General features: G+C 42.9%; 22 protein-coding genes and 2 pseudogenes. 15 read left to right on the forward strand and 9 right to left on the reverse strand.

The genetic code is table 11. The features are described 5' to 3' along the window. Nucleotides 1-2: 2 nt before the first annotated feature. From CAG57_RS06375 to CAG57_RS06385, 3 genes are all read right to left on the reverse strand, one after another. Nucleotides 3-935, reverse strand: coding sequence for a class I SAM-dependent methyltransferase (locus CAG57_RS06375; protein ID WP_161433755.1), 933 nt, complete (start codon nt 933-935; stop codon nt 3-5). Nucleotides 936-938: 3 nt separating this feature from the next. After that, nucleotides 939-1,637 (reverse strand): TIGR01621 family pseudouridine synthase, encoded by a 699-nt coding sequence (locus CAG57_RS06380; protein WP_099612353.1) that lies wholly within the window; start codon nt 1,635-1,637, stop codon nt 939-941. Between the two features lie 125 nt (nt 1,638-1,762). Beyond that, nucleotides 1,763-3,097: a sodium-dependent transporter gene (locus CAG57_RS06385; protein WP_099612352.1), complete on the reverse strand. Its 1,335-nt coding sequence runs from the start codon at nt 3,095-3,097 to the stop codon at nt 1,763-1,765. A 335-nt stretch (nt 3,098-3,432) separates the two neighbouring features. Between CAG57_RS06385 and cls the strand changes: the two genes are divergently transcribed. Together cls and CAG57_RS06395 are read left to right on the forward strand one after the other, a co-directional pair. Beyond that, on the forward strand, nt 3,433-4,887 hold the full coding sequence (gene cls, locus CAG57_RS06390; RefSeq protein WP_099612351.1) for a cardiolipin synthase: 1,455 nt from the start codon (nt 3,433-3,435) through the stop codon (nt 4,885-4,887). Between the two features lie 108 nt (nt 4,888-4,995). Continuing rightward, nucleotides 4,996-6,198 (forward strand): cystathionine beta-lyase, encoded by a 1,203-nt coding sequence (locus CAG57_RS06395; RefSeq protein ID WP_161427701.1) that lies wholly within the window; start codon nt 4,996-4,998, stop codon nt 6,196-6,198. Nucleotides 6,199-6,307: 109 nt separating this feature from the next. On the opposite strand, the gene CAG57_RS06400 is transcribed toward CAG57_RS06395, so the two are convergent. Beyond that, nucleotides 6,308-6,868, reverse strand: a complete 561-nt coding sequence (locus CAG57_RS06400; RefSeq protein WP_425445523.1) for a DNA-3-methyladenine glycosylase I — start codon at nt 6,866-6,868, stop codon at nt 6,308-6,310. 392 nt (nt 6,869-7,260) lie between these two features. Between CAG57_RS06400 and sapA the strand changes: the two genes are divergently transcribed. The 5 genes from sapA to CAG57_RS06425 are packed head-to-tail and all read left to right on the forward strand — an operon-like array spanning nt 7,261 to nt 12,499. Continuing rightward, nucleotides 7,261-8,883 (forward strand): ABC transporter substrate-binding protein SapA, encoded by a 1,623-nt coding sequence (sapA, locus tag CAG57_RS06405; RefSeq protein ID WP_161427700.1) that lies wholly within the window; start codon nt 7,261-7,263, stop codon nt 8,881-8,883. Beyond that, a complete protein-coding gene (locus tag CAG57_RS06410; RefSeq protein ID WP_161427699.1) occupies nt 8,883-9,845 on the forward strand; it encodes an ABC transporter permease in 963 nt (320 codons plus the stop codon). The genes sapA and CAG57_RS06410 overlap by 1 nt, the downstream gene beginning before the upstream one ends. Beyond that, nucleotides 9,832-10,719 (forward strand): putrescine export ABC transporter permease SapC, encoded by an 888-nt coding sequence (gene sapC, locus CAG57_RS06415; RefSeq protein ID WP_099612348.1) that lies wholly within the window; start codon nt 9,832-9,834, stop codon nt 10,717-10,719. Before CAG57_RS06410 ends, sapC begins: the two co-directional genes overlap by 14 nt. Then, nucleotides 10,719-11,708 carry a peptide ABC transporter ATP-binding protein gene (locus CAG57_RS06420; protein WP_161427698.1) on the forward strand — a complete coding sequence of 330 codons (990 nt, stop codon included), beginning with the start codon at nt 10,719-10,721 and terminating at the stop codon, nt 11,706-11,708. The genes sapC and CAG57_RS06420 overlap by 1 nt, the downstream gene beginning before the upstream one ends. A gap of 2 nt (nt 11,709-11,710) precedes the next feature. After that, entirely contained in the window at nt 11,711-12,499 is a 789-nt protein-coding gene (locus CAG57_RS06425; RefSeq protein WP_099612346.1) for a peptide ABC transporter ATP-binding protein, read from the forward strand. A gap of 72 nt (nt 12,500-12,571) precedes the next feature. Here CAG57_RS06425 and CAG57_RS06430 read toward each other — a convergent pair whose 3' ends face one another. From CAG57_RS06430 to focA, 3 genes are all read right to left on the reverse strand, one after another. After that, complete coding sequence (locus CAG57_RS06430) at nt 12,572-12,961, reverse strand: DUF2750 domain-containing protein (protein WP_161427697.1); 390 nt, start codon at nt 12,959-12,961, stop codon at nt 12,572-12,574. Nucleotides 12,962-13,010: 49 nt separating this feature from the next. Continuing rightward, nucleotides 13,011-13,916, reverse strand: coding sequence for a manganese-dependent inorganic pyrophosphatase (locus CAG57_RS06435; protein WP_161427696.1), 906 nt, complete (start codon nt 13,914-13,916; stop codon nt 13,011-13,013). Nucleotides 13,917-14,442: 526 nt separating this feature from the next. Next, entirely contained in the window at nt 14,443-15,285 is an 843-nt protein-coding gene (gene focA, locus CAG57_RS06440; RefSeq protein WP_161433753.1) for a formate transporter FocA, read from the reverse strand. A 257-nt stretch (nt 15,286-15,542) separates the two neighbouring features. On the opposite strand from focA, the gene CAG57_RS06445 reads away from it, so the two are divergent. From CAG57_RS06445 to CAG57_RS06455, 3 genes are all read left to right on the forward strand, one after another. Next, nucleotides 15,543-15,779, forward strand: coding sequence for a TIGR02647 family protein (locus tag CAG57_RS06445; RefSeq protein ID WP_099612342.1), 237 nt, complete (start codon nt 15,543-15,545; stop codon nt 15,777-15,779). A 98-nt stretch (nt 15,780-15,877) separates the two neighbouring features. Further along, the gene (locus CAG57_RS06450) at nt 15,878-16,708 is read left to right on the forward strand and encodes an NAD(P)H-binding protein (protein ID WP_161427097.1); all 831 of its coding nucleotides are present in this window, start codon (nt 15,878-15,880) and stop codon (nt 16,706-16,708) included. Then, nucleotides 16,701-17,333 carry a YdcF family protein gene (locus CAG57_RS06455; RefSeq protein ID WP_099612340.1) on the forward strand — a complete coding sequence of 211 codons (633 nt, stop codon included), beginning with the start codon at nt 16,701-16,703 and terminating at the stop codon, nt 17,331-17,333. The genes CAG57_RS06450 and CAG57_RS06455 overlap by 8 nt, the downstream gene beginning before the upstream one ends. A gap of 42 nt (nt 17,334-17,375) precedes the next feature. Here the strand turns inward: CAG57_RS06455 and CAG57_RS06460 are convergent, their stop codons facing one another. Together CAG57_RS06460 and aspS are read right to left on the reverse strand one after the other, a co-directional pair. Next, a complete protein-coding gene (locus CAG57_RS06460) occupies nt 17,376-17,954 on the reverse strand; it encodes a thymidine kinase (RefSeq protein WP_099612655.1) in 579 nt (192 codons plus the stop codon). Nucleotides 17,955-18,085: 131 nt separating this feature from the next. Further along, nucleotides 18,086-19,861 carry an aspartate--tRNA ligase gene (gene aspS / locus CAG57_RS06465; RefSeq protein WP_161427096.1) on the reverse strand — a complete coding sequence of 592 codons (1,776 nt, stop codon included), beginning with the start codon at nt 19,859-19,861 and terminating at the stop codon, nt 18,086-18,088. Nucleotides 19,862-20,284: 423 nt separating this feature from the next. Between aspS and cmoA the strand changes: the two genes are divergently transcribed. The 5 genes and pseudogenes from cmoA (at nt 20,285) to CAG57_RS06485 (ending at nt 24,451) form a co-directional block, all read left to right on the forward strand. Then, complete coding sequence (cmoA, locus tag CAG57_RS06470) at nt 20,285-21,013, forward strand: carboxy-S-adenosyl-L-methionine synthase CmoA (protein WP_099612339.1); 729 nt, start codon at nt 20,285-20,287, stop codon at nt 21,011-21,013. A 77-nt stretch (nt 21,014-21,090) separates the two neighbouring features. Continuing rightward, nucleotides 21,091-22,062, forward strand: a complete 972-nt coding sequence (gene cmoB / locus CAG57_RS06475) for a tRNA 5-methoxyuridine(34)/uridine 5-oxyacetic acid(34) synthase CmoB (RefSeq protein ID WP_161427095.1) — start codon at nt 21,091-21,093, stop codon at nt 22,060-22,062. Nucleotides 22,063-22,175: 113 nt separating this feature from the next. Further along, nucleotides 22,176-22,389: pseudogene (locus CAG57_RS16285) on the forward strand (ATP-dependent Zn protease); the annotation flags it as partial. 101 nt (nt 22,390-22,490) lie between these two features. Beyond that, nucleotides 22,491-22,925: pseudogene (locus CAG57_RS16290) on the forward strand (ATP-dependent zinc protease family protein); the annotation flags it as partial. 17 nt (nt 22,926-22,942) lie between these two features. After that, nucleotides 22,943-24,451, forward strand: a complete 1,509-nt coding sequence (locus CAG57_RS06485) for an inactive transglutaminase family protein (protein WP_161427093.1) — start codon at nt 22,943-22,945, stop codon at nt 24,449-24,451.

Consider the following 24,451-nt stretch of genomic DNA (forward strand, 5'->3'; position numbering starts at 1 on the left):
GATCAACGAAAGACAAGGGCTTTTAATGAGGCCTCATGATCAATATCTGCAAACTCTGGCGGGTTCTCTAATCGATATTGAAAATTCAGTTGTGGCGCTTCTTGTTTCATGCCATCAATTAAAAAATTACTACTGACCATTGGTGAATTAACACATGCAAGAACTTGCCCTTGCTCCGCCAACAGCTCAGGCAAACGGCGTAATATACGCTGATAATCTTTTGTTAGCGCAAAACTGCCCTTTTGAAACGAAGGTGGATCGATAATGATCAAATCATAAGGGCCTGAATGGGTAATTTTCCGCCATGATTTAAAAATATCGTACCCCAAGAAATTGACTTGATTGAGAGAGTGCCCATTTAAGTTATGATTTTCCCGACCTTTGGCTAACGAACCTCTTGCCATATCAACATTGACAACTTTATCCGCCCCGCCAGCAATTGCCGCGACTGAAAAACCACACGTATAAGCAAAAAGATTGAGTACCGTTTTATGCTCAGATTGGGAACGCACCCACTCTCGGCCCAAACGCATATCTAAAAACAACCCCATATTTTGATTCGTGCCAACGGTTAACTGATAGGATAAACCGTTTTCTTGCACGATAGGATGGGTATTTAACTCCCCGACGATCACCTGTGAAGGGGCACCATTAGCATACCGATACTGTAATAAAATGCACTGTCCCGCTTTCGTTTGCCACAAGGTTGAATTGGCTAATGCCATTAAACCTTGTGTTAAAACTTGCAGATATTTGGCATCGACCTCTTTGTATAACGTCACGACCAATTGGCCTTGTAACCAGTCTGCGGTCAGCTGTTCCAATCCTAGCCATTTTCGACCACGACCATGAAATAAGCGACGAACTTCATTAGGCGCGTTTTCAAGCTGTTGATGTAATTCTGTAAAAAATTGGTTTAATGCTGTGATATTCATAAATTATTCATTAGAGAGTGAGGGCCAACTTAATAACCAAGGAGTCAGCCAAGTATCAATTCCTTGACAGACGGTAGGGTGATTCCATTTATCACCAAGATGAGCATTTTTTCTGGGATCACTGATAAATTCAAAACGCTGATTTTGATAAACAAAACACAAGCCGAATGCATGCAGATAACCTCTATCTGACACACTGCTTGAGTTATAAATCGGATCACCAATAATCGCTGATCCAATCGACTTTAGAGCCACTCGTATTTGGTGAGTTTTTCCCGTATGCGGCTTACATAAAAATAGTCGCTCACCGGGTTCAGCTGGCAAAGAAAAAAACTGTGTACGAGCTGGATTTTCCTGTGAAGTTAATAACTTCCAACTCGCCCGGCGTGAGCGTTGCATATCACCGCTGATCAATCCCTGTTTTTTTTTCGGTTTACGGTTACCAATTGCTAAATAAAACTTTTCAACGGCTCGCTGTGCAAAAGCAAGCGAGAGTAATCGAGCCGCCCCAGAGCTGCGAGCCAATAACAAAAGCCCTGATGTCATTTTATCAAGCCGATGAACTAAATAGAGTTGGTGATCACCGGTTTTTTTTGCAATTTCTTGCAACAACATGACTTCACCATCATCTTTATGAACTGAGACATTAGGATGCTTAATAATTACTAAAAAATCCTGATGAGTATAGAGAATGTCAAACATAGCACCGCTCTCAAATACGCCGCATTATACAGAAACCTGACGCTCCGTCGTTACTAAAGAGTGGCAAAAAACAGTAAAACCGCCCTCAAAGGCGGTTTTACTGTTTTTTACGGCAATAGTTCAAGTTACGCGAAAAAGACCATCAACATTAAAATCGGGCACACAATACGAACATACAACGGCCAGATTTTCCAAAACCAGCTATGTTCAATTTCTGGATAACCTTGTTTTAACTCCGTTAGAATCTGATTACGATTCCAGATCCACCCTACAATCAGCGTGATTAATAAAGCGATAATCGGTTGAGAATAAACCGTGGTAATTTCAATCACTAATCCAAATAGACGGGAGAAATTAAACACAACAATACTAGAAATTAATGTTACTAGCCCGCCTATCCACAACACTGCCGTTGTCCGTTTTTGTTGTAATTCTTCGATAGCACAAGCCACAGGAACCTCCAGCATCGAGATAGAAGAGGTCAATGCTGCAATAATCATTAATAAAAAGAAGACCAAACCAATTAATGCACCAACGGTTCCCATGGTTTCAAACATGGCGGGCAATACCGTAAAAACTAAGGTATCAGAATTCAGTAGTTCACCCGATGACGAGAAAATTTCAACGCCGTTATGTTTAGCAACAAACATCGCAGGTAAAACCATCAGTCCAGCAATAAATGCCACCCCAGTATCCAACAGCGCCACTTGTGCCGCTGTTTTTGGTAAGTTCGCTTCTTTTTTAAGATAAGAGCCATAGGTGGTCATGACACACACACCTAACGAAAGTGAAAAGAAAGCTTGCCCCATGGCGCTAACCACTAACTTAGGAGTGAGGTGAGAAATATCAGGAACCAAGTACATTTTCAAACCTTCCCATGCTCCATCCTGAGTAAAGATATAGACCGTTAATAAAGCAAATAAGGCAAATAACAGTGGCATTAAACGCGTTGACCACTTTTCAATACCATTAGCCACCCCATTCCGGACGACGACCATGGTCAAGATCATAAAGGCCACCATCAAAACTAAATTACGCTCGGTGGTAAAACTAATTAACCAGTGGCTCATGGTTGGCATCCCAATTAAATCAAAACCACTTCCAAACAATGAACCCACTAACCAACCCGCAACAATAGCGTAAAAACTCAAAATTAATGACACTACAATCATACCGACGATACCCAAAAGTATCGCCCCTGCTTTACCTTGTGGCCAAGCCGCTCGGAACGAACGAATAGGATTAGATTGACCATAGCGACCAATCGTCAGCTCAGCAACGAGCATAGGAAAAGCCAGTAAGAAGACCATCAGCAAGTAGACAATCAAAAATACCGCGCCACCATTACTGGCCGCTTGAGTGGGGAACCCCCATACATTGCCAAGTCCAACTGCGGAGCCCGCAGCCGCCATGATAAAACCAAATCGTGAAGAGAATTGGCCTCGAGAACTACTCGCCATTATCTTTATACCACTAGATTGTATTGATACTTACGATGCCAACTTAAGTGTACACATATGTGTACAGCAATAAAAAATTAAGTCACACCCAGAAGGGTAGTAAGTAGAACAGTTTAAGCATAAAATTGGAAGTCCGAACTTTATAAATTCTAGTTAAACCGCATTTTTTATTTAATATTTGATGATTTTTTCGACGCATTTAATTTATACTCTGTGCCTATTGTAAAAATCATACTCCTTTTATGCGGTTTCTATTTCATATCCCATTCTCCCTCTTCCTTATCTGATACTTTCCCTTTACTATCCAGATTGGTAATTATAGGTATCAAATCAGTATGGATAAGATTTATCACTTTTTAATGCTTGCTGGCATCGCAATCTATTGGCTATTAATTGCCGGTATTACTCTGCGTGTCGTACTAAAACGTAGAGCTGTCAGTGTCTCTCTTGCTTGGTTAATGGTGATTTATATACTCCCTATTGTTGGAATTATATGCTATTTCCTGTTTGGTGAGCTAAATCTAGGGCGTAAACGTGCCGAACGGGCCAAAGAAATGTTTAAACCTTTTGGCGAATGGTTTTTAAACCTAAATGACTGTCAAGCTCATTTACCAGAAACCATGGGAGCCCCTATCTATAAAATCGATAAACTCTGTAACCATCGAATGGGCATTCCCGCCTTAAGTGGTAATAGCTTATCGTTGCAAAACTCACCAAACGAGATCTTGCATTCAATTATTGAAGACATCGAACAAGCTCAGCACAATATCCGTATGGAGTTTTACATTTGGCATCCGGGAGGTTTAGCCGATGCTGTTGGATCCGCATTAATTCAAGCCGCTAAACGAGGCGTGGATGTAAAACTGTTACTTGACTCTGCTGGTAGCCCACGGTTTTTCCGTAGTCACTGGTATAAAATGATGCGTACAGCGGGTATCCATGTGGTACAAGCTTTAGAAGTCAGCCCTTGGCGGATATTTTTACGTCGACTCGACTTACGCCAGCATAGAAAAATCATCGTGATAGACGACAGCATTGCTTATACTGGCTCAATGAATATGGTGGATCCTGCTTTTTTTAAACAAGATTCTGGAGTGGGTCAGTGGGTTGATATTATGGTTCGAATTACCGGCCCGACCGTAAATGTCTTATCAGCCATTCATTGTTGGGATTGGGAGGTAGAAACTGGCTCTCGTATGCTACCTAAGATTCCAGAATGCCAACTTGATGTGAATATTCCACAGCATCCGATACAGGTTGTTCCCTCGGGACCTGGAATGCCTGAAAATTTGATTTCTCAAGTATTGACATTGGCGATCAATCAGGCGAATGAGTCGGTTCGGATTACCACTCCCTACTTTGTCCCTAGTGCCGATCTACTAGCAACCTTAAAAATGACCGCACAACGTGGTGTAAAGGTTGAATTAATCATCCCTCAAAAAAATGATTCATTTATGGTGCAGTGGGCTTCGCGGGCTTTTTATGGCGAATTGCTCCAAGCTGGAGTTATTATCCACGAGTTTTATGGCGGTTTATTACACACTAAATCGGTGGTCATCGATCGACAGTTCTGCTTAGTCGGCACCGTAAATTTAGATATGCGTAGCTTATGGCTTAACTTTGAGGTGACGTTAGCGGTTGATGATGAAGAATTTACCCAGCAACTCTATTGGCAACAAGAAAACTATATTAACCAGTCCCAAGCCGTTAGCGATTCACTATGGGAAGAGCGCTCACTAGGCCATCGTTTTTTAGAACGGTTATTTTATCTCTTCAATCCCTTGCTTTAAACTTCTAGCACCCGAAGGCCTGCTTACATAAAACAGGCCTTCGGGCTTGCATTCAACCGCGCCTTCATGTTTTAAATACCCTATTCACCATTGAGAAAAGGACAATTCATGTCAGAAGGCAAAAAGACTCAGCTTGTGACCGCTGGACGCAATAAAAAATGGACGCAAGGTGCCGTTAACCCGCCCGTACAACGCGCTTCAACCATTATATTTGATAGTGTAACCGAAAAGCGTCACGCGACCATTAACCGAGCCAATAAAACGTTATTTTACGGTCGTCGTGGAACCACGACCCACTTCGCGTTTCAAGAAGCGATGAGCAATATTGAGGGCGGTGCTGGTTGTGCACTTTATCCTTGTGGGGCCGCCGCCATCAGTAATACCATTCTTGCGTTTGTTCAGTCTGGCGATCACCTATTAATGGTCGACACCTGTTATGAACCAACTCGAGATTTCTGCAATACCGTCTTGAAGAGATTTGGGGTAGAAACCACCTATTATGACCCCATGATTGGCGAAGAGATTCATACCCTAATCCAGCCCAACACTAAGGTGTTATTTACCGAATCTCCCGGTTCAATCACAATGGAAGTGCAAGACATTCCAACCCTAGCACGAATCGCTCATGACCATGGCATTATTGTTATGATGGACAACACTTGGTCTGCTGGAGTCAACTTTTCAGCGTTAGACTATGGGGTGGATATTTCTATTCAAGCTGCGACAAAATACATCGTCGGACACTCCGATGTGATGTTGGGTACCGCAGTGGCTAAAGCACCATTTTGGGATCAACTGCGCGAACAGAGTTATTTAATGGGTCAATGCATTTCGCCTGATGATGCCTATCTTGGCCTACGCGGATTAAGAACGTTAGATGTCCGATTACGCCAACATGCCCAAAGTAGTCTAAAAGTGGCACAGTGGTTAGCGCAGCATCCGTTGGTTGATCATGTTCGTCACCCTGCACTAGAGAGTTGTCCTGGCCATCCGGTTTTTCAGCGAGATTTTACCGGAGGTAATGGTTTATTTTCTGTGGTGTTAAAAACTAGCTATCCACAAGCAACCACCGCTTTGCTCGATGGCATGCAGCACTTTAGTATGGGTTATTCATGGGGTGGCTTTGAAAGCCTGATTTTAGCGAATGAACCAAACAGCTTTGACAGTTTACGTACCGTGGCTAACCCCCATTTTACTGGCACACTGATTCGTTTGCATATTGGGTTAGAAGACGTCGATGACTTGATCGCGGATCTGGCACAAGGGTTCGTTCGTTATCAAACAATGTTAGCCGAAAAAATGGATCACTGAGCGTTGTTCAATCAGGCAGCAAATCAATCGGTTGATAATGCGTTTTGAATGCTATCGAAAATCACAAGCGGTTTTTACTCGATTAGAGCGTCATGGCGCTCTAATTTATCTAGCGGTGTGGGCAATGCAGCAAGTGATCATTGACCATCCCCACCGCCTGCATAAACGCATAGCAAATCGTTGGGCCGACGAACTTAAACCCATGTTGTTTTAAGCATTGGCTCATCGCATGAGACTCGCGGCTAGTACTCGGAATTTGTTTCCTATCCTGCCACTGATTGAGGATGGGTATTCCCCCCACAAACGACCAAAGCAGCTGACTTAAAGAGCCATATTCTGCTTGTAATACCAACGCAGCTCTCGCATTAGAAAAAACCGAGCCAATTTTCCCTCGGTGCTTGACCACATCAAACTGAGCAATAATAGCATCAATCTTAGAGTCATCATGACTGGCCAAAACCGTAAGATCATAATTCGAAAATGCTTGCCGATATCCTTCTCGTTTCTTAAGGATAGTCAGCCAACTGAGTCCGGCTTGTGCGCCTTCCAGCGTTAAAAATTCAAATAAAACCTGATCATCATAAACCGGTTTCCCCCACTCGGTGGCGTGATAATGTCGCTCGAGAGGGTGTGTCATTTCCCACGCACAGACTATCGGTTCATTCATAATAAATACTCTATTTTTATCGATTAAATTCGATTCGTTTAACAAGCAAGACCACGGATAGTTAACACCAATGACAGACTACCCCTTAACCATAAATAATGACAAACCGAACACAGTAAATCATTGCTGAAGCTGGTTGTTAACCGTGCTCTATTCATCCAGCATCACGCCGCATTATGATGGAGATTAAGATTGAGCTATGCTTCATTTCGTGGCATGGTGCGATAGTTTCAGTTACTTTCATCAGAAAATCATCATTAACCTTTGGAGAACCGACAAATGATCGATAAGCTGACCTTTTCATTTGGCCTTGTTCAGTAAAGAATGGTAAATTAACTGGATTTTGAGGCACAAGCTATCTCGCTTAGCCTTGTTGCTCACAGAAATACTTCACTATGAACTCTTTATTAAGACTGACTCTCGGATTATGCGCTCTCACCGTACTTACAGGCTGCGGCGAAAGTATTGATCATAACAATATTCGCCAGTCTGGCTTTGTATATTGCGGTCAAAGTACCCCGACTACCTTTAATCCACAATTGGTAGATAGTGGTATTACCTCTGAAACGCTAAGCCCGCAAATATATGATACGCTGTTAACCTTAAATCCAGAAACACACCTTCCACAGCCCAGTTTAGCAACCCAGTGGGTCGTTAAAAATCAAGGGCTAGAGTACTTTTTTACCCTGCGTCAAGACGTTCAGTTTCAATCAACCGCTTGGTTTACTCCAAGTCGTCCACTGAACGCCGAAGATGTTGTTTTCAGCTTCCGCCGAATCATTGATACCTCTCATCCTTTTCATGCCATAAACCACGCGACTTATCCTTGGTTTAGCAGCTTAGACTTTGCGGGACTGGTCCAAGACATCAAAGCGATTGATCCGCAAACGGTAAAATTTACTCTCAATCACCCAGACAATACTTTTCTTACTAATATTGCAACAACTTATGCGGTTATCCTTTCTGCCGAATATGCTCAACAGTTGGAATTAAACCATCAACGCGCAATGTTAGATAGCCATCCCGTTGGTACTGGGCCTTTTTATTTGGAGCAGTATCAGCCAAGAGACTTTATTCGGTTACGGCGTCACTCTAACTATTGGAATGGCCCAGCACAGATGAGCCAAGTGGTGTTTGATATTTCGCAACGAGGAACTGGCACATTAGCCAAATTATTGCGCCATGAATGTGATGTATTGGTTTCTCCGATAGCCAGTCAGATTCCGACCATCAAAGCGCAATCAGATCTCGTTCTTGATACGACGTCAGCCATGAATGTCGCCTTTATTGCGGTAAATACCCAACGTCCTATTTTGCAAGATGTGCGCGTCCGTCAAGCACTGAATTTTGCTATTAATCGAAATAAAATTTTAGATTCAGTTTATTACGACACCGGCAGTGTTGCTTATAGCATTCTTCCGCCTTCCTCTTGGGCTTATCAACAAGATAGCGTTCAAGTCCGTTATGACCGACACTATGCCCTCGCCCTACTCAAAGAGGCTGGATTTAGCTCTGGACTTAAACTGACAATGTCTGTCCCGATTGAACCTAGAGCGTATAATCCTAGTCCAAGAAAGACCGCAGAATTAATTCAAGCTAACTTGGCAGATGTTGGGGTAGATTTACATCTAATCTGGGAAGAGCGTTCAGAACGAAATGAGTTCTCAGCACGTGACGAGGTTGATTTATCTTTAACTGGCTGGGCAGGCGCAACCAGTAACCCAGATCATTTTCTACGCTCATTACTCTCATGTAATGCCAATCAGGCAGGCGTAAATGTTGCTCAATGGTGTGATCGTGAGTTTGATTTCCTATTGGATTTAGCGTTAGAAACTAACCGACCACGCTATCGATTAAACCTCTATACTCAGGCACAGAATATCTTAAATCAAGCCTTTCCCGTGATCCCATTAACACATGGTAAACAGTTTAAAGCTTACCACAAATCACTTACCGGATTTTATCTGAGCCCATTTAGTACTCAGCCTTTTCATACCATTGAGAGAATAAGTGAATAATGTTTAGTTACACACTGCGCCGATTAAACCTCTTTGTTATTACCTTGCTGATTTTAACCATGGTCGGTTATTCACTCCTACGCCTTGAACCCACATCGCCTATGGCTCATCAAGAGTTTTGGTTCGGTTGGTGGGTTTATCTTAAGCAACTCGTCAACTTAAACTTCGGGATCAGTAAAGGCGGGGTGGCTATTTTTGAAGAACTACTTTTTGTTTTTCCTGCCACACTAGAGCTTTGTTTCGTCGCCTTCATATTATCCTTATTGATTGGCATTCCACTAGGCACATTAGCTGGTATGAAACAAGGCAAATGGCTGGATACGATTATTTCATTTACTTCGATGTCAGGTTATTCAGCTCCGATTTTCTGGGTCGCTTTAATGATGATCATGATTTTCTCGCTTCAGTATGAAGTTTTTCCCGTGGCGGGACGCTATGACCTACTCTATCAAATTAAGCCCGTAACCGGATTTGCCTTGATTGATGCTTTTCTTGCCCAAGGGCCTTATCGTAGCCATGCTCTAGCAAGCGTCATTGAGCATATGGTGCTGCCTTGCTTGGTGCTAGCTTTGGCACCGACGACTCAGATCACTGGATTAATGCGCGCCTCCGTTGCTAATGTGATGAGTGAAAATTATATTCGTGCCGCTCGCATCAAGGGACTCTCCTATTATCGGATTGTCACTCAACATGTGTTACGAAACGCAATCCCGCCTATTATTCCTAAGTTTGGTGTGCAGCTCTCAAGTATGTTGACACTGGCCATTATTACCGAATCGATCTTTAATTGGCCAGGAATTGGCCGCTGGTTACTCGATGCGCTGGCCAATAAAGATTATGTTTCCATTCAAGCCGGGGTCATTGTGGTAGGCACTCTGGTGTTAACGGCCAGTATTCTCTCTGATTTAATCGGCACTCTGGTGAATCCTTTAGTAAGGAAGGAATGGTATGCTAACCAATAATGTTTACCAAGAAGAGCATATTCCAAGCCAATTTGAACGTTTTTGGCGTAGTTACAAAGCGAATAAGCTGGCGATGTTTGGTTTATGGTGTCTAGGAATTATCTTCATTCTTACATTATCTTCACATTGGATCATACCTCATGATCCTCATATCGCTTCTGGGGAATTATTAATGCCACCGTCGTGGGATCCTTCAGGAACCGTGCAATTTTTTTTGGGTACTGATGATTTTGGACGCGATATTTTATCTCGCTTAATAGATGGCTCACGAATTACCTTTGGTGCTGCGTTATTGATCACACTAATTGCCACGCTGATTGGTTGTGTGATCGGAACATTGGCGGGCATGACTAAAGGGCTACTATCTAGCACCTTGAATCATTTACTTGATACCGTCATGTCGATCCCCTCGCTACTTCTAGCGATTATTTTCGTGGCATTTTTAGGGGTCGGAGAGTTCAATATTATGCTCGCTATCTGTTTAGCATTGATCCCTCGGTTTATTCGTTCCGTCTATATTACTGTGCATAGTGAAGTAGAAAAAGACTACATTCTAGCCGCTCGCTTAGATGGAGCTAGCGATGTCTATTTACTTTGGTATTCCATCTTACCTAATATTTTACCCGTGATAACCGCAGAAGTAACCATGGCATTATCGATTGCAATTTTAGATATTTCAGCATTAGGCTTTTTAGGTCTGGGGGCGCAATCACCAAGTACTGAGTGGGGAGCCATGTTAGGTGATGCCGTTGAACTAATTTACCTTGCCCCCTGGACGGTCACATTACCGGGTATCGCCATTATGTTTACTGTTGTTATGATCAACCTCGTTGGTGAAGGGGTTCGCCAAGCGCTCAATGCGGGAGTTGAATAATGCCATTACTTGATATCCGTCATCTCACGATTGAAATTGATACCCCACAAGGTATTGTTAAAGCCGTTGATCGGATGAGTTTAACCATGAATGAAGGTGAAATTCGTGGTTTGGTTGGTGAGTCTGGCTCAGGAAAAAGTTTAGTTGCGAAAGCAATTGTTGGGGTGAGTAAAGAAAACTGGCGCATCAGCGCTGATCGATTAAGACTGGGAAATGTAGACTTATTACAACTCACCCCTCGTGAGCGTCGGCGAGTGATCGCTCGTGACATTGCAATGATTTTTCAAGAGCCATCTACCTGTCTCGATCCTTCTGAAAAAATCGGTGAACAATTAATCGAATCGATTCCTTCCCGAACCTTTGAGGGGCGTTGGTGGCAACGCTTTACTTGGCGAAAAAAACAAGCAATTGCTTTATTGCATAAAGTCGGTATTAAAGATCATCGACGTATTATGAGCAGCTATCCTTACGAAATGACGGATGGCGAATGCCAAAAAGTAATGATCGCCATGGCGATTGCGGCAAAACCTAAGTTATTAATTGCAGATGAGCCAACCAATGACTTAGACCCGATCACTCAATCGCAAATTTTGCGCTTACTCAGTAGAATGAATCAGGTCAATAACACCTCTATTTTACTGATTGGACATGACTTAACGACCATTACCCAGTGGGCAAACCGAATCACCGTTATGTATTGCGGCCAATCTGTTGAATCTGCTGATACACAAAAAATCATGACCGAACCAAAGCACCCTTATACGGTTGCACTACTTAAAGCCATGCCTGATTTTAGCGACTGGATTCCTCATAAACAAAAATTACAATCTTTACCGGGATCTATTCCTCCACTTCAGCACTTGCCTATCGGTTGTCGGCTCGGCCCTCGCTGCCCTTACGCACAACGCCAATGCGTTGAAGTGCCTGCGACTCGTTGGGTTAAAAATCATAAATTTGCCTGTCATTTCCCACTCAACATGGAGCCCTAGCCATGAGTGCATCATTATTAGAAGTCAACCAGCTATCTAAAGACTTTATCACTCGCTCTGGCTTATTCCGTAAAAAAATTCAACAGGCGGTAAAACCCGTTAGTTTTTGTTTAGAAGCTGGGCAAACTATCGGTTTTATTGGCCAAAATGGCTCAGGAAAGTCAACTTTAGCTCGGATGCTAGCAGGTATGGTCGAGCCAACCTGTGGCGAAATTTTAGTGAATGGCGAGCGACTTGAACACCAAGATTACTCAACACGTTGTAAGTTAATCCGGATGATTTTTCAAGATCCTAACACATCACTCAATCCTCGACTGCAAATTGGTCGAATTTTAGAAGGTCCACTCAAGCGTAATACCAATATGACGCCTGAAGCACGACTAAAGCGAGTCAAAGACACCTTACTTCGGGTAGGGTTACTGCCTGAGCATGCTTATTTCTATCCACAAATGCTAGCAACGGGGCAAAAGCAACGGGTCTGTTTAGCTCGTGCGCTCATTTTGCAACCTTCAATCATTATTGCTGATGAAGCTTTAAATGGTTTAGACATGGCCATGCGTTCACAGATCATCAATCTTTTTCTTGAACTACAAGAAGAGATGGGCGTCTCGTTTATTTATGTTTCCCAACATATTGGTATCGTCAAACATATCACTGATAAAGTGATGGTCATGCATGAAGGTGAAGTGGTTGAATTCGGAGATACCTTGCAAGTGCTCTCTGAACCTCAGCATCCAATCACCCAGCGGATGATCGAAAGCCATTTTCAAAAAGCACCGAGTTTCAAATAATATCCGTGCAACATAACAAAAGGCCCACATACTAATGTGGGCCTTTTGTTATACAAGAACACAAATGCGCTTCTAGCGCGCTTTTTGTTGTTTATTCAGCTCGAAGTCGAACTCATCAGGAAATAAAACCACGCCCTCTTCTTTATCATTTGGAAAAACAACAACCGACAATTGATCGTCACTTAACCCAGGAGTCCAACGGCTACGCCATTGATGAAGAGGAATGGCTTGGGCCTGGCAATCAGCCCACTCACCCGTCGCCCAAGCCTGAGCCAACTCTTGGTGAGGCCAGACCGGAACACAGTCGTCATCTTCTGTATTTAGCATTACACATCCGTGTTGATCCGTTAAAATCCACACCTGTTGATGCTCAATGATCTGCTTGAGCGAGTATTTCATCCGCTGATCTGAATCATACTGATTAAGCGATGAAATTTGCTCTGCGTTCAGTGAATCTACCATGGTTTACTCCCACTGTTTTTCGTGCTGAGATAATACCTTAATTGAATGATTACGCTAGTTCCGTTTGTAACCAAGGCCAACCTTGTTTCTTACGACTGAGGGTATTATGCATCATCAGTACACCATCTTGCGCATGTTTCTCTAATTTGGTTGACCATTCACCTTTAAAGAGCAAACGCGTTTGAGCGGTGGTAATATCCGTTAACATCAAAGCGGCTAACGCTAAATTATCTTCCTCACAACGACGTTGTAAATCCATTTCTAAGTCGTCAATCAGATCGCCGACCTGCTCTAAGGTCGCTAACTCGACTTGTCCCACAATCACATTGCGTCCATCAAGAGGATAAGCTTTCAGATCTTTTTCTACTAACTGAGCAGCACTTAAGCCTTCAATATCCGTTTTTGCAATTAATAACTGTTGTGTAAATGCACCTAAATCCTCTACTTGAGCTAAGCTGGCCAATTCAGTCACCGCTTGTTTATCTTTTTCAGTACAGGTTGGAGAAGCAAAACCGACCGTATCAGACAAAATAGCAGACATCATTAAAATTGCTAATGGCCGAGTGATAGGAAGCCCTTCCATCTTGCATAAGTTAAATAAGATGGTGCAAGTACACCCCACAGGCCAAATCCAGGCTTCAAGCGGATTAATTGTCATCACATCACCTAAACGATGGTGATCGACAATGCCCAGAATTTCAGCTTGGCTCAGATCATCCGGCGCTTGTGCCATATCGCTATAATCCACCAACCAGACTTTCTCACCCGCCACCGAGGTGCGAAGTTCAGGAGCAGCCACTCCTGCTTGATTTAAAATATGTTGAGTTTCTCGGCTTATTTCACCCTGACGGATGGCTTTGACTTTTACACCACGAGCATTGAGTAGTTCTGCTGCAACTAACGCACTACAAATACTATCACTGTCTGGATTTTTATGACCTACCACTAAAATCATTGCTTTTCCTACTGAATTTGTCTTAAAAATGGGTTATCTATCCGGAAACTCAATGTACAAAATTTCATGATACATACTTGGTGCTACATCAAGAAAAATGCAATTTCTCCACTATTTGTTGCCCGCTTTCATCTCTTTAACACAAGTAAAAGATAAGCACACTGATATGTGGTGATTATTTAGCCATGGCAGTTATTTATTGATGTTAAAACAACATTACTGATAAGTGAAAAGCAGAGAATAGACGAAAAGTTAACAAAATAAGCATTTGTATCTTTTTATTATCAATAGAAGGTATTTTAAAAAGAAAAATAAGGTTTTTATTGCTTGTAATACGATAAAAGGCTGTAACACTGCTCAAATCATCACCAGCAATAAACGCCTAATGAAATAAAATAAATGAAATATTAATTTAACAAATCAGAGAGTTAAGGTTACTCACGGGCTTTAAAGCAACTTATCCACAGAAAATGTGGATAACAAAGTGATAAAATCGCCCACTTATGACGATTTTATCCCAAATTGATTAATCTTTAAGGTATATCAACCAATACCATATACCAACGAACACACCACCGCCGACAATATTACCTAATGTTACAGGAATCAGATTATTCATGATAAAGTTAACCATGGTTAGATCTGCATATTGAGTTATATCTGCCCCTGTCAATTGCCAAAAGCTTTCAGGCGCGACATACTTAATGCCAATAGCCATCGGAACTTGGTACATATTCGCAATACAGTGTTCAAAGCCTGACGAAACAAACATCGCCACCGGTAAGATCAATACCATAACTTTATCCGTTAATGAACGCGCACTGAATGTCATCCATACGGCCAGACAGACCAAGATATTACACATTAACCCGAGCGAAAAAGCTTGGAAGAATCCATGGTGCAGCTTATGTTCAGCAATAGCCATCGCATTCAACCCCAACTGACCGCCATCCTCCATAAATTGCCGAGTCGAAAGCATAATAGCCACAAGCAAAACAGAACCGCATAAATTACCAAAATAAACCACGATCCAGTTTTTTACTAATTGAGGCCACGAGATTTTTCCACTGGCTTTGGCTACCAAAGTTAATACTGAACTGGTAAATAATTCACCACCAGTAATCACAACTAGAATAAGGCCTAAACTAAAAGCTAAGCCACCGATTAATTTAGTAATACCATAAGGAATATCTTGGGCTCCGGTCGTGACCACCGTATAAAAAATAAAAGCAATGCCGATATGTATACCCGCAGAAATGGCTAATAAAAATGATTTGTAGATAGGCTTGGTTGCTTTACTTTCCCCTGTTACCGCCGCACGTTCAGCCATTTGTGGTGGAAGAAGAGAGTCAAATTGGTTCAGATCCATAAATAATGTTACATTTTGATACACACAAAAGAATGGCGGATAATCGCTCTATTTCTACGATTATTCAAGAGTTATTGTTCAGGTTTACTAAAAATGTTTTAAACGTGATTCTTAGCACAAAGATAGCACTTTCCCTGACCAGATAAATGCGCAAAAAAAACACATAATGGTTCAAGATAACAGTTCTACCGCATAATAATTGCGTCTTCCAGCGTCGCCCTTTATGGTAAAAAGAAATTAACCATAGAGGGTTTGCGATGAAGTTTTCACCCCATCACCTTGATGAATTAAACCTGCTACTTCAGTTTGATGTCAGCAGTGCAGCAACCGGAATCAAAGTCCACACTGATGCGGCAGAAACAATCAAAAATGCCGTTCAACGCCTGTATGATAAAGGGCTATGTACTTTACCAGACGGTGGGTACCTTACTCATGAAGGCATTGTCATGGCTGAGCAAGCGGATCGCATTTTACAAGTTCTCTCCCACCCTTAATGACGGCTCCCTAAGTCACCGACCATGACTTAGGGTTCTGGTATTTCTAATCAGCACCCCTTAGTATAGACAGTACGTTTACTCACAGAAGTCATCACATGCAACGGATCGCCATCATAGGAGCGGGCTGGTTGGGCCTACCTCTTGCACTGCATTTACAGCAAGCCGGTCATTGGGTTTGTGCTAGTCGTACCAGCCAACAAAGGCTGATAGAATTAGAAGCAAAAGGCATTACTGGTTTTGTTTGCCAATTACCCCAAGCTGAGGCATTAGCGGAGACATTAATCCATAATCGCTGTGACACGTTGATCGGTTGCTTTCCTCCTGGCTTTCGCGTGCGGCAAGAGACACAGTACATGGCAAGCTGGCAAACGTTGGTCGCCCAAGCTAAACGCGCACAAGTAAAAAAAATCATTATGATCAGCTCAACCAGCGTCTATCCAAACCAAGCAAAAGAGATGTTGGAATCAGATGCTTCATTGTCGCTTGCTAAGCATAATGATCTTTTTTCAGAAAAAGCCAACATTTTATTAGCCGCTGAGCAATCTGTGATTGACAGTGGGATTGATTATACCTTACTACGATGTAGTGGGCTTATCGGCCCCAATCGACATCCAGCCCGATTTGCCGCACGACTTTCTCAAGTCAGTGATTTAGCGCCCGCGAACATGCTGCATTTAATCGATGCCATTCGTGCCATTGATTTTTCTCTCCAACACCTAAGCCACCAAGTGGTCAACGTCACGACGCCTAATACCGTGAGTAAAGCTGTGTTTTATCAAGCGGCACTTGAGTCAGTCAACGCTGAGACCCCACTGCCCCCTATCGTGCATCTTGCCGATAAACGTATCCTTTGCAACAAGCTGCTCGATGCCGGTTTTTCTTTTCATTATTCTGATACGCTAAAGGCATTAGATCACCATGAGTAACCATCTTTATCAACATTTAGAAACACTGTGGCAATTTATGCAAATGGGTCATGTGCTTCAGCCTGCCGATGTTATTATTGTGCCTGGGAGTAATGACACTCGGGTCGCCGAAGTGGCCTGCCATCTCTATCAACAAGGGTTAGCACCATGGGTGCTTTTTTCTGGTAATGTTGGACGATTTACCCAAGGGTTATTTGATCAAAGTGAAGCAGAAACCTTTGCACAGATCGCAAAAGAATGCGGTTTACCAAGTGACGCTATTTTAATTGAGCCTCAGGCCACCCATAGTGGTGAAAATGTCTTGTTGAGTTATCAATTACTAAAAGAAAAGGGAATAAAAACAGAGCGTATTTTGGTTGCTCATAAGCCGTATATGGAACGCAGAGCTTATGCGACGTTTATGAAACAGTGGCCTGAACAACTAAAATTACTCCAAGTGACTTCTTCTTCGGACACACTATTTGATTACCTCACTGAAGACTTAACCTTAGATTTTATCATTCAAGCTTTAGTCGAAGATTTTGAACGTATTCAGCATTATCCTGCGCAAGGTTTTCAAATAGAACAAATGATTCCAGATGATGTGTTGCTTGCTCACCAAGCCCTCAAACCACTTACGATTTGACTCGATCAGGATGGGTTTCCCATCCTGATTTAATCTCAAACTTTATCGTCCTAATGCTTCTTTATAGTGCTGACGACACACTGAAACATATCGATCATTACCACCAATATCGACTTGATCACCTTCAGAGATTGCTTGACCATTTTTATCGGTACGAATTACCATGTTGGCTTTTCGTCCGCAGTGGCAAATGGTCTTCAACTCGATCAATTTATCTGCCCACGACAGCAAATATTTACTACCTTCAAACAGTTCACCTAAAAAATCAGTCCGTAACCCATAACATAAGACCGGAATACCTAGTCTATCGACCACTTCTGTTAACTGGTAGACTTGTTGACGAGTCAGAAACTGGCATTCATCGACTAAAACACAATGGCGTTTTTGCTCACGGTTGAGAACCGTGATGGCTTCGAGTAAATCAGTTTCTTGTTGAAAAAGGTGAGCATCCGCTTCCAGACCGATACGAGAACACACTTTACCGACCCCGAAACGATCGTCTATCGCGGCGGTAAAGATAACCGGAGTCATTCCCCGTTCTTGATAATTGAAGGAAGATTGCAATAAAGTGGTCGATTTACCCGCATTCATTGCTGAGTAATAAAAATACATCTGAGCCAACGGAAAGTTTTCCTTTAAAAACATAAAAAGCGCATTATTGTAGCAAATATTTATAAGCTGTGGATTTATCTGACTGACAATATGGCGATAAAAAAGGGTGGCATTGCCACCCTAAAGTAAAAGAATCTTGGTTATTCTGCTTTTGCTTGAGCCAGATTAACCGCAATAGCTAACTCGTCCAAAGCGGCAGGATTAGCCATGCTAGGCGCATCGGTCAATAGACATGCGGCTGCCGTCGTTTTCGGGAACGCAATCACATCACGAATGTTTTCTGTACCACACAACAACATCACAAGGCGGTCTAAGCCAAAGGCTAATCCAGCATGTGGTGGTGTGCCAAATTTAAGCGCGTCAAGTAAGAAACCAAATTTCAAGCGTTGTTCGTGCTCATCAATTCCTAAAATATCAAACACCGCCGCTTGCATGGTTGCATCATGAATACGAACCGAGCCACCGCCGACTTCATACCCATTGAGTACCATATCATAAGCATTTGATAGTGCTTCGCTTGGGTTTGCTTTTAGTTGTTCGGCGGTCATATTCAATGGTGAAGTAAATGGATGGTGCATGGCGGCAATATTGCCTTCTTCATCCGCTTCAAACATGGGGAAATCGATCACCCAAAGAGGAGCCCAAGCCATTCCATTGGTAATGTTAAGATCTTTGCCAACTTTAAGACGCAAAGCTCCCATCGCTTCCGCTACAACATTGGCTTTATCTGCACCAAACAAAATAATATCGCCATCTTGGGCTTGAGTACGCTCAATAATAGCATTTACGATGGCTTCATTGAGAAACTTAGCCACAGGTGACTGGATGCCATCGATACCGGCATTCACATCATTAACTTTTAACCATGCCAAGCCTTTCGCACCATAAATAGCAACAAATGTCGTATATTCATCAAGCTGTTTACGAGATAACGCTGCGCCACCCGGCACGCGAAGTGCGGCAACTCGACCTTTCTCATCATTGGCAGGTGCTGAGAACACTTTGAAGTCAACCGCCTTGAGTAAATCTGCGACGTCGATAAGCTCCATCGGGTTACGTAAATCGGGCTTATCGCTACCAAAGCGGCGCATGGCTTCACTGTATGACATGACAGGGAACGGCCCCAAATCAACATCGAGTAACTCATGCCACATCTCACGAATCATTTGCTCGGTCACCTCACGCACCTGATCCGCTGTCATAAATGAAGTTTCAATATCGATCTGGGTAAATTCTGGTTGACGATCGGCACGTAAATCTTCATCACGGAAACATTTTACGATTTGGTAGTAGCGATCAAAACCAGACATCATTAATAGTTGTTTAAACAACTGAGGAGACTGAGGCAGCGCGTAAAAACTCCCTTTATGAACTCGGCTAGGCACAAGATAATCACGAGCACCTTCTGGTGTTGCTTTGGTCAGTACTGGGGTTTCAATATCTAAAAAACCTTGATTATCAAGGAAGCGACGAACAAAACTTGAGGCCTTAGCGCGTAACTTAATACGGTCACTCATTTCTGGACGACGTAAATCAAGGTAACGATATTTTAAACGCTGTTCTTCTGAATTTTTCTGGTTAAAGTCGAGTGGTAATACATCAGAACGATTAATAATCTGCAATGCTGAGGCCAAAACTTCCACTTCACCGGTTGCCATACTTTGGTTAACTTGGCTATCTGGACGAGCGCGGACTTCACCGGTGAGTTGAATGCAAAACTCATTACGAAGTTGGTTGGCGACAGAAAATACATCGGCCATATCGGGATCAACCACAACCTGAACGATACCTTCACGATCTCGCATATCAATAAAAATAAGACCGCCTAAGTCACGACGGCGATTAACCCAACCGCATAATTCTACGGTTTGTCCTGCAAGGGACTTGTTCAGGTGACCACAATAATGGCTACGCATAATGAAATTCCCAACCTCTATATTTATCATCTAATTTTCAAGCCGCAGATACTACGATTATCCCTACGACACATGATTCCATTTATACGCTGAAAGCGGGTGAAGATCGACCTTCCAGAATATAATTTTACTGTGTTTTATTCCGCACGCTTTACTTTGCTTAATAATCAATCAGATTTTGATTAAAGCACCAGCAATGGAAAAATTGGCGCTGATTATAGCGCTAAAATAGCGTCTTCTTCAAAGAAACGCGTCCTCGTTTTATTGAGTAGGCATGTTGGGGCTCCCCGTAGAAGTAACCGAACAAACCACGTTCCCACCACAGACCCTAATGACAGAAACTGAAAATTTTCATAAAATGTGCCCCTTTTCCATCTTTGAGCGATACATTTAGTTCAATTGATACCGGCATAAGGTGCTCCTATGAGCTCAAAAGACACTATATTCTCAGCCCCAATAGAAAAAATCGGTGATTTTACCTTCGATGAACGGGTGGTCGAAGTCTTCCCCGATATGATTCAGCGCTCAGTGCCAGGCTACAGTAATATTATATCGGCGATTGGCATGCTTGCTGAACGCTTTGCAAAACCGCATAGCCATTTATATGACTTAGGTTGCTCCTTAGGGGCGGCCACACTTTCTATGCGTCGCCACATTAAGCAAGAAGGCTGTAAAATCATTGGGGTAGACAATTCATCGGCGATGGTTGAACGCTGTAAACTACACGTGAATGCTTACCGTTCTGATACCCCGGTCGAAATCATTGAAGCCGACATTCGTGATGTGACGATTGAGAATGCATCGGTAGTGGTACTTAATTTTACTTTACAGTTTTTATCGCCTAACGATCGCTATACACTGCTTGAAAAAGTCTATGCAGGCTTGCGTCCGGGCGGAATTTTAATTATCTCAGAGAAATTTATCTTCCCTGATGAGAGCGCTCATGAGCTATTGATCGATTTACACCATGACTTTAAACGCGCTAATGGCTATAGCGAGTTAGAAATTAGTCAAAAACGCAGTGCTATCGAAAACGTCATGCGTCCTGATTCGGTAGAGAGCCATAAAAAACGCTTTAAACAGTTGGGTTTTTCAAGCTACGAAGTCTGGTTTCAATGCTTTAATTTCGGCTCTATGTTCGCCATAAAATAATTCTATCGACCCCATGGCCAATCACACATCACTTTTGTTTGGACATCGGGTTTGTGCACGATTTAGGAACACATTCCATGTTTAATTTTGGTCCACTTTATCAACGCCTTGCTCAAGATACTCGTCTACAGCCTTGGTTAGACGTTCTGCCTAAGCAACTGTCTGATTGGCAAGAAAAACCTCATGGCGATCTGGATCGCTGGTTACGTGCTTTACATAAAATTTCTGATACTCCACCGGATACCGTTGATTTAAAAACAGCAGTGAATGTCTACAACCACCAGCCACTGACGACCGGAGAGCAGAAGAAGTTAGAAAACTTGCTAAAAACGTTTCATCCATGGCGCAAGGGCCCCTATTTTCTTCATGGTATTCATATTGATACCGAGTGGCGAAGTGATTGGAAATGGGATCGCCTTCTGCCACATATTTCACCGTTAAAAGGTCGCTCAGTATTGGATGTCGGTTGTGGCAACGGCTACCATATGTGGCGTATGCTCGGTGAAGGCGCATACCAAGTGATCGGCATTGACCCATCAGAACTGTTTCTCATTCAATTTGAAGCGGTTCGCAAGTTAATGGGGAACGATCAGCGCGTCCATCTCGTTCCATTAGGCATTGAACAACTCCCGATGTTACAAGCCTTTGATACGGTATTTAGTATGGGCGTCTTATATCACCGACGCTCGCCGCTAGATCACCTGATGCAACTAAAAAGTCAATTGGTCGAAGGCGGAGAATTGGTTCTAGAAACCTTAGTGATTGAAGGGGATGAAAATGCAGTATTAGTGCCGTTTGATCGCTATGCTCAAATGCGTAACGTTTACTTTTTTCCTTCCGCCAAAGCGCTCAAAGGTTGGTTAGAAAAAGTCGGGTTTGTCGATGTCCGTATCGTTGATGAAAATACCACTTCATTCGAGGAGCAAAGAACCACAGAATGGATGACGCATAATTCTCTCCCCGACTACATTGATGCTGATGATGCAAGTAAAACGGTTGAAGGATACCCAGCGCCAAGACGGGCAATTTTAATTGCCAAAAAACCATAATTGACACAGTTTTAACCCGCTCATTGGCGTATAAGTCTACCCTAGCAAAGGATGTGCTGCGCATCTTTTGCTATAATTAATGAAACAAACTACCAATAAAAATAAGGTCGCAAATGTTTAAGCGAATAGTCCCTCTTGTCGCACTTAGCCTGCTCTCTGGTTGCACACTTTTAAAAGGCGACGAATACCATCAAGCGACGCTGGCTGCCATTCATCGCTCCGAATCCAATATCTCCAACAAAATGACAAATTTAGAGCTGCATATTAGTAACCAAATGGATTATATCGACAGCCTCGAAACCCAGCTTGTCGAACTCAAAGACCAGCTCAAAGCACTAAAAACCTTAGCCGATCGTCCTGTCATTGTGACCAAAGAAGTCTCTCAAACTCCAAACTCGTCGGTCGCCAGTAACACCACACCAAGCGTGCCGCGTCATGATGTGGTTTTGGGTGAAATTGAGAAAGTGACCCTTGATGCTATCGAACAAACCTTTGATGCCCGAGTCGATACAGGCGCTGCAACGTCCTCTTTAAATGCCATTGATGTTGAAGAATTTGAGCGTAACGGGAAAAACTGGGTACGTTTCCACCTCGGTGGTGATGACAGTGTCAAAGATGAAACAAATTGGATAGAAGCGCCTATCGTACGGTTTGTGCGTATTCGTCAATCAACCGCCGAACAAACGGAGCGTCGTCCCGTCGTTGAATTATGGGTAAAACTGGGTGCAATTCATGAAAAAGCACAATTTACACTGGCTGACCGTTCGCAAATGAGCCATCCAATTCTACTCGGTAGAGAGTTTATCCGTGACATTGCAGTCGTGGATGTGAGTCGGAAATACATTCAGACAGAAACAAAATAAAATACATAAGGTCAGTTATGACATCACGAGTTCCATTCTATTTATCCATTTTCTTGCTGGTTGCGGTCGGTATTACCTTAAGTATGATACGCCACCAAAGTTATGGCGTACCTTGGACACCGGGAGAAACCCGCCAAGTATGGGATATTGAAGCGCGTATTGAGTTTAATGCCCAAGGAAAAGAAGTTAAAGTTTCCCTAGCCGCGCCTCATACACAAGATGGTTTTACCTTAGTGGGCGAAAATGCTTCCTCGCCCGGTTATGGTATTTCTTACATTAGCACCGATAGCGGGCGACGTGCCGAGTGGTCTATCCGTCAAGCCAGTGGGCCACAAACCATTTACTATAAGGCACAATTTTTAGTCGACCCGCAAGCGAAAAGTACGCCGATTCCTCCGGTTCAAACGCTCAACAAACCCACCTTTGATGGGCCAGAAGAAATCGCAGCGATTGCGCTCATTGAGCAGGCAAATCGTCATTCTGCCGATGAAGTTACTTTTACTCGTGAGCTAATAAAAACGCTCAATGACAGCGAAAACCAAAATGCCGCTTTACTTTTGAATAAAATGAGTAAAGTCGACGCGGCACAAAAATTACTCTCTTACCAGCATATTGCTAATAAAGTAGTCGGCGTGATTAAGCTAGAAGATGGTCGTCGTCGTCAGTCCATTCAACATATGAATCAAGTCTGGGATGGGGGAAAATGGGTTCTATTCAATCCAGAAACGGGGATTCAACCCACTCAACCTAACCTTTTAGTATGGGATGAATCGAATATTTCGCTACTGGATGTGATCGGCGGCCAAAATAGCCAAGTTCATTTTACCATGATTGCGCAAGAGGTTTCTCCCCAGCAAGCCACGACCAGTAAAGTGGAAGCAGATGGTTTACTCAACCTCTCGATTCATAGCTTGCCTTTGGAAGAGCAAGCAATGTTTAAAACGATTATGCTTATTCCTATTGGTGCTCTGATCGTGGTATTTTTACGTATCATCATCGGTTTGAAAACCTCTGGTACTTTTATGCCAGTACTGATTGCCGTGGCCTTTGTACAAACACAACTGACCACTGGCATTGTGGGTTTCCTACTGATTGTCGGTACCGGTCTGATTATCCGCAGTTATTTATCGAAACTCAATTTATTACTAGTTGCTCGTATATCGGCCGTCATTATCTCGGTTATTTTAATTATTTCTGTCTTTACCGTGGTGGCGTTCAAAATTGGGTTAACCGAAGGTTTAACCATCACATTCTTCCCGATGATCATCTTGTCATGGACCATTGAACGTATGTCCATTCTCTGGGAAGAAGAAGGAGCAAAAGAAGTCATTCTACAAGGTGGCGGTTCACTATTAACTGCCGTGCTGATCTATTTAGCGATGACAAATAGTTATGTCCAGCATCTTACCTTCAACTTTATTGGCTTACAGCTGGTTGTGTTAGCCGCTATCTTATTGCTCGGAACCTATACCGGTTACCGTATCACTGAGTTGCGTCGCTTTAAACCTTTGGTGGATGGAGATTAA

It is taken from the genome of Vibrio sp. V30_P3S12P165 (assembly GCF_009904905.1).
GTDB classification, from domain to species: Bacteria; Pseudomonadota; Gammaproteobacteria; order Enterobacterales; family Vibrionaceae; genus Vibrio; species Vibrio fujianensis.

Excerpts from the sequence above, each read along its gene's own strand:
- CAG57_RS06435 (WP_161427696.1), bottom strand. The coding sequence starts at position 13,916 with ATGATTTTAGTGGTAGGTCATAAAAATCCAGACAGTGATAGTATTTGT.
- CAG57_RS06380 (WP_099612353.1), bottom strand. The coding sequence starts at position 1,637 with ATGTTTGACATTCTCTATACTCATCAGGATTTTTTAGTAATTATTAAG.
- CAG57_RS06395 (WP_161427701.1), top strand. The coding sequence starts at position 4,996 with ATGTCAGAAGGCAAAAAGACTCAGCTTGTGACCGCTGGACGCAATAAA.
- CAG57_RS06445 (WP_099612342.1), top strand. The coding sequence starts at position 15,543 with ATGAAGTTTTCACCCCATCACCTTGATGAATTAAACCTGCTACTTCAG.
- CAG57_RS06430 (WP_161427697.1), bottom strand. The coding sequence starts at position 12,961 with ATGGTAGATTCACTGAACGCAGAGCAAATTTCATCGCTTAATCAGTAT.
- CAG57_RS06425 (WP_099612346.1), top strand. The coding sequence starts at position 11,711 with ATGAGTGCATCATTATTAGAAGTCAACCAGCTATCTAAAGACTTTATC.
- focA (WP_161433753.1), bottom strand. The coding sequence starts at position 15,285 with ATGGATCTGAACCAATTTGACTCTCTTCTTCCACCACAAATGGCTGAA.
- sapC (WP_099612348.1), top strand. The coding sequence starts at position 9,832 with ATGCTAACCAATAATGTTTACCAAGAAGAGCATATTCCAAGCCAATTT.
- CAG57_RS06385 (WP_099612352.1), bottom strand. The coding sequence starts at position 3,097 with ATGGCGAGTAGTTCTCGAGGCCAATTCTCTTCACGATTTGGTTTTATC.
- CAG57_RS06450 (WP_161427097.1), top strand. The coding sequence starts at position 15,878 with ATGCAACGGATCGCCATCATAGGAGCGGGCTGGTTGGGCCTACCTCTT.
- CAG57_RS06455 (WP_099612340.1), top strand. The coding sequence starts at position 16,701 with ATGAGTAACCATCTTTATCAACATTTAGAAACACTGTGGCAATTTATG.
- CAG57_RS06420 (WP_161427698.1), top strand. The coding sequence starts at position 10,719 with ATGCCATTACTTGATATCCGTCATCTCACGATTGAAATTGATACCCCA.
- cls (WP_099612351.1), top strand. The coding sequence starts at position 3,433 with ATGGATAAGATTTATCACTTTTTAATGCTTGCTGGCATCGCAATCTAT.
- aspS (WP_161427096.1), bottom strand. The coding sequence starts at position 19,861 with ATGCGTAGCCATTATTGTGGTCACCTGAACAAGTCCCTTGCAGGACAA.
- CAG57_RS06375 (WP_161433755.1), bottom strand. The coding sequence starts at position 935 with ATGAATATCACAGCATTAAACCAATTTTTTACAGAATTACATCAACAG.
- cmoA (WP_099612339.1), top strand. The coding sequence starts at position 20,285 with ATGAGCTCAAAAGACACTATATTCTCAGCCCCAATAGAAAAAATCGGT.
- CAG57_RS06410 (WP_161427699.1), top strand. The coding sequence starts at position 8,883 with ATGTTTAGTTACACACTGCGCCGATTAAACCTCTTTGTTATTACCTTG.
- sapA (WP_161427700.1), top strand. The coding sequence starts at position 7,261 with ATGAACTCTTTATTAAGACTGACTCTCGGATTATGCGCTCTCACCGTA.
- cmoB (WP_161427095.1), top strand. The coding sequence starts at position 21,091 with ATGTTTAATTTTGGTCCACTTTATCAACGCCTTGCTCAAGATACTCGT.
- CAG57_RS06485 (WP_161427093.1), top strand. The coding sequence starts at position 22,943 with ATGACATCACGAGTTCCATTCTATTTATCCATTTTCTTGCTGGTTGCG.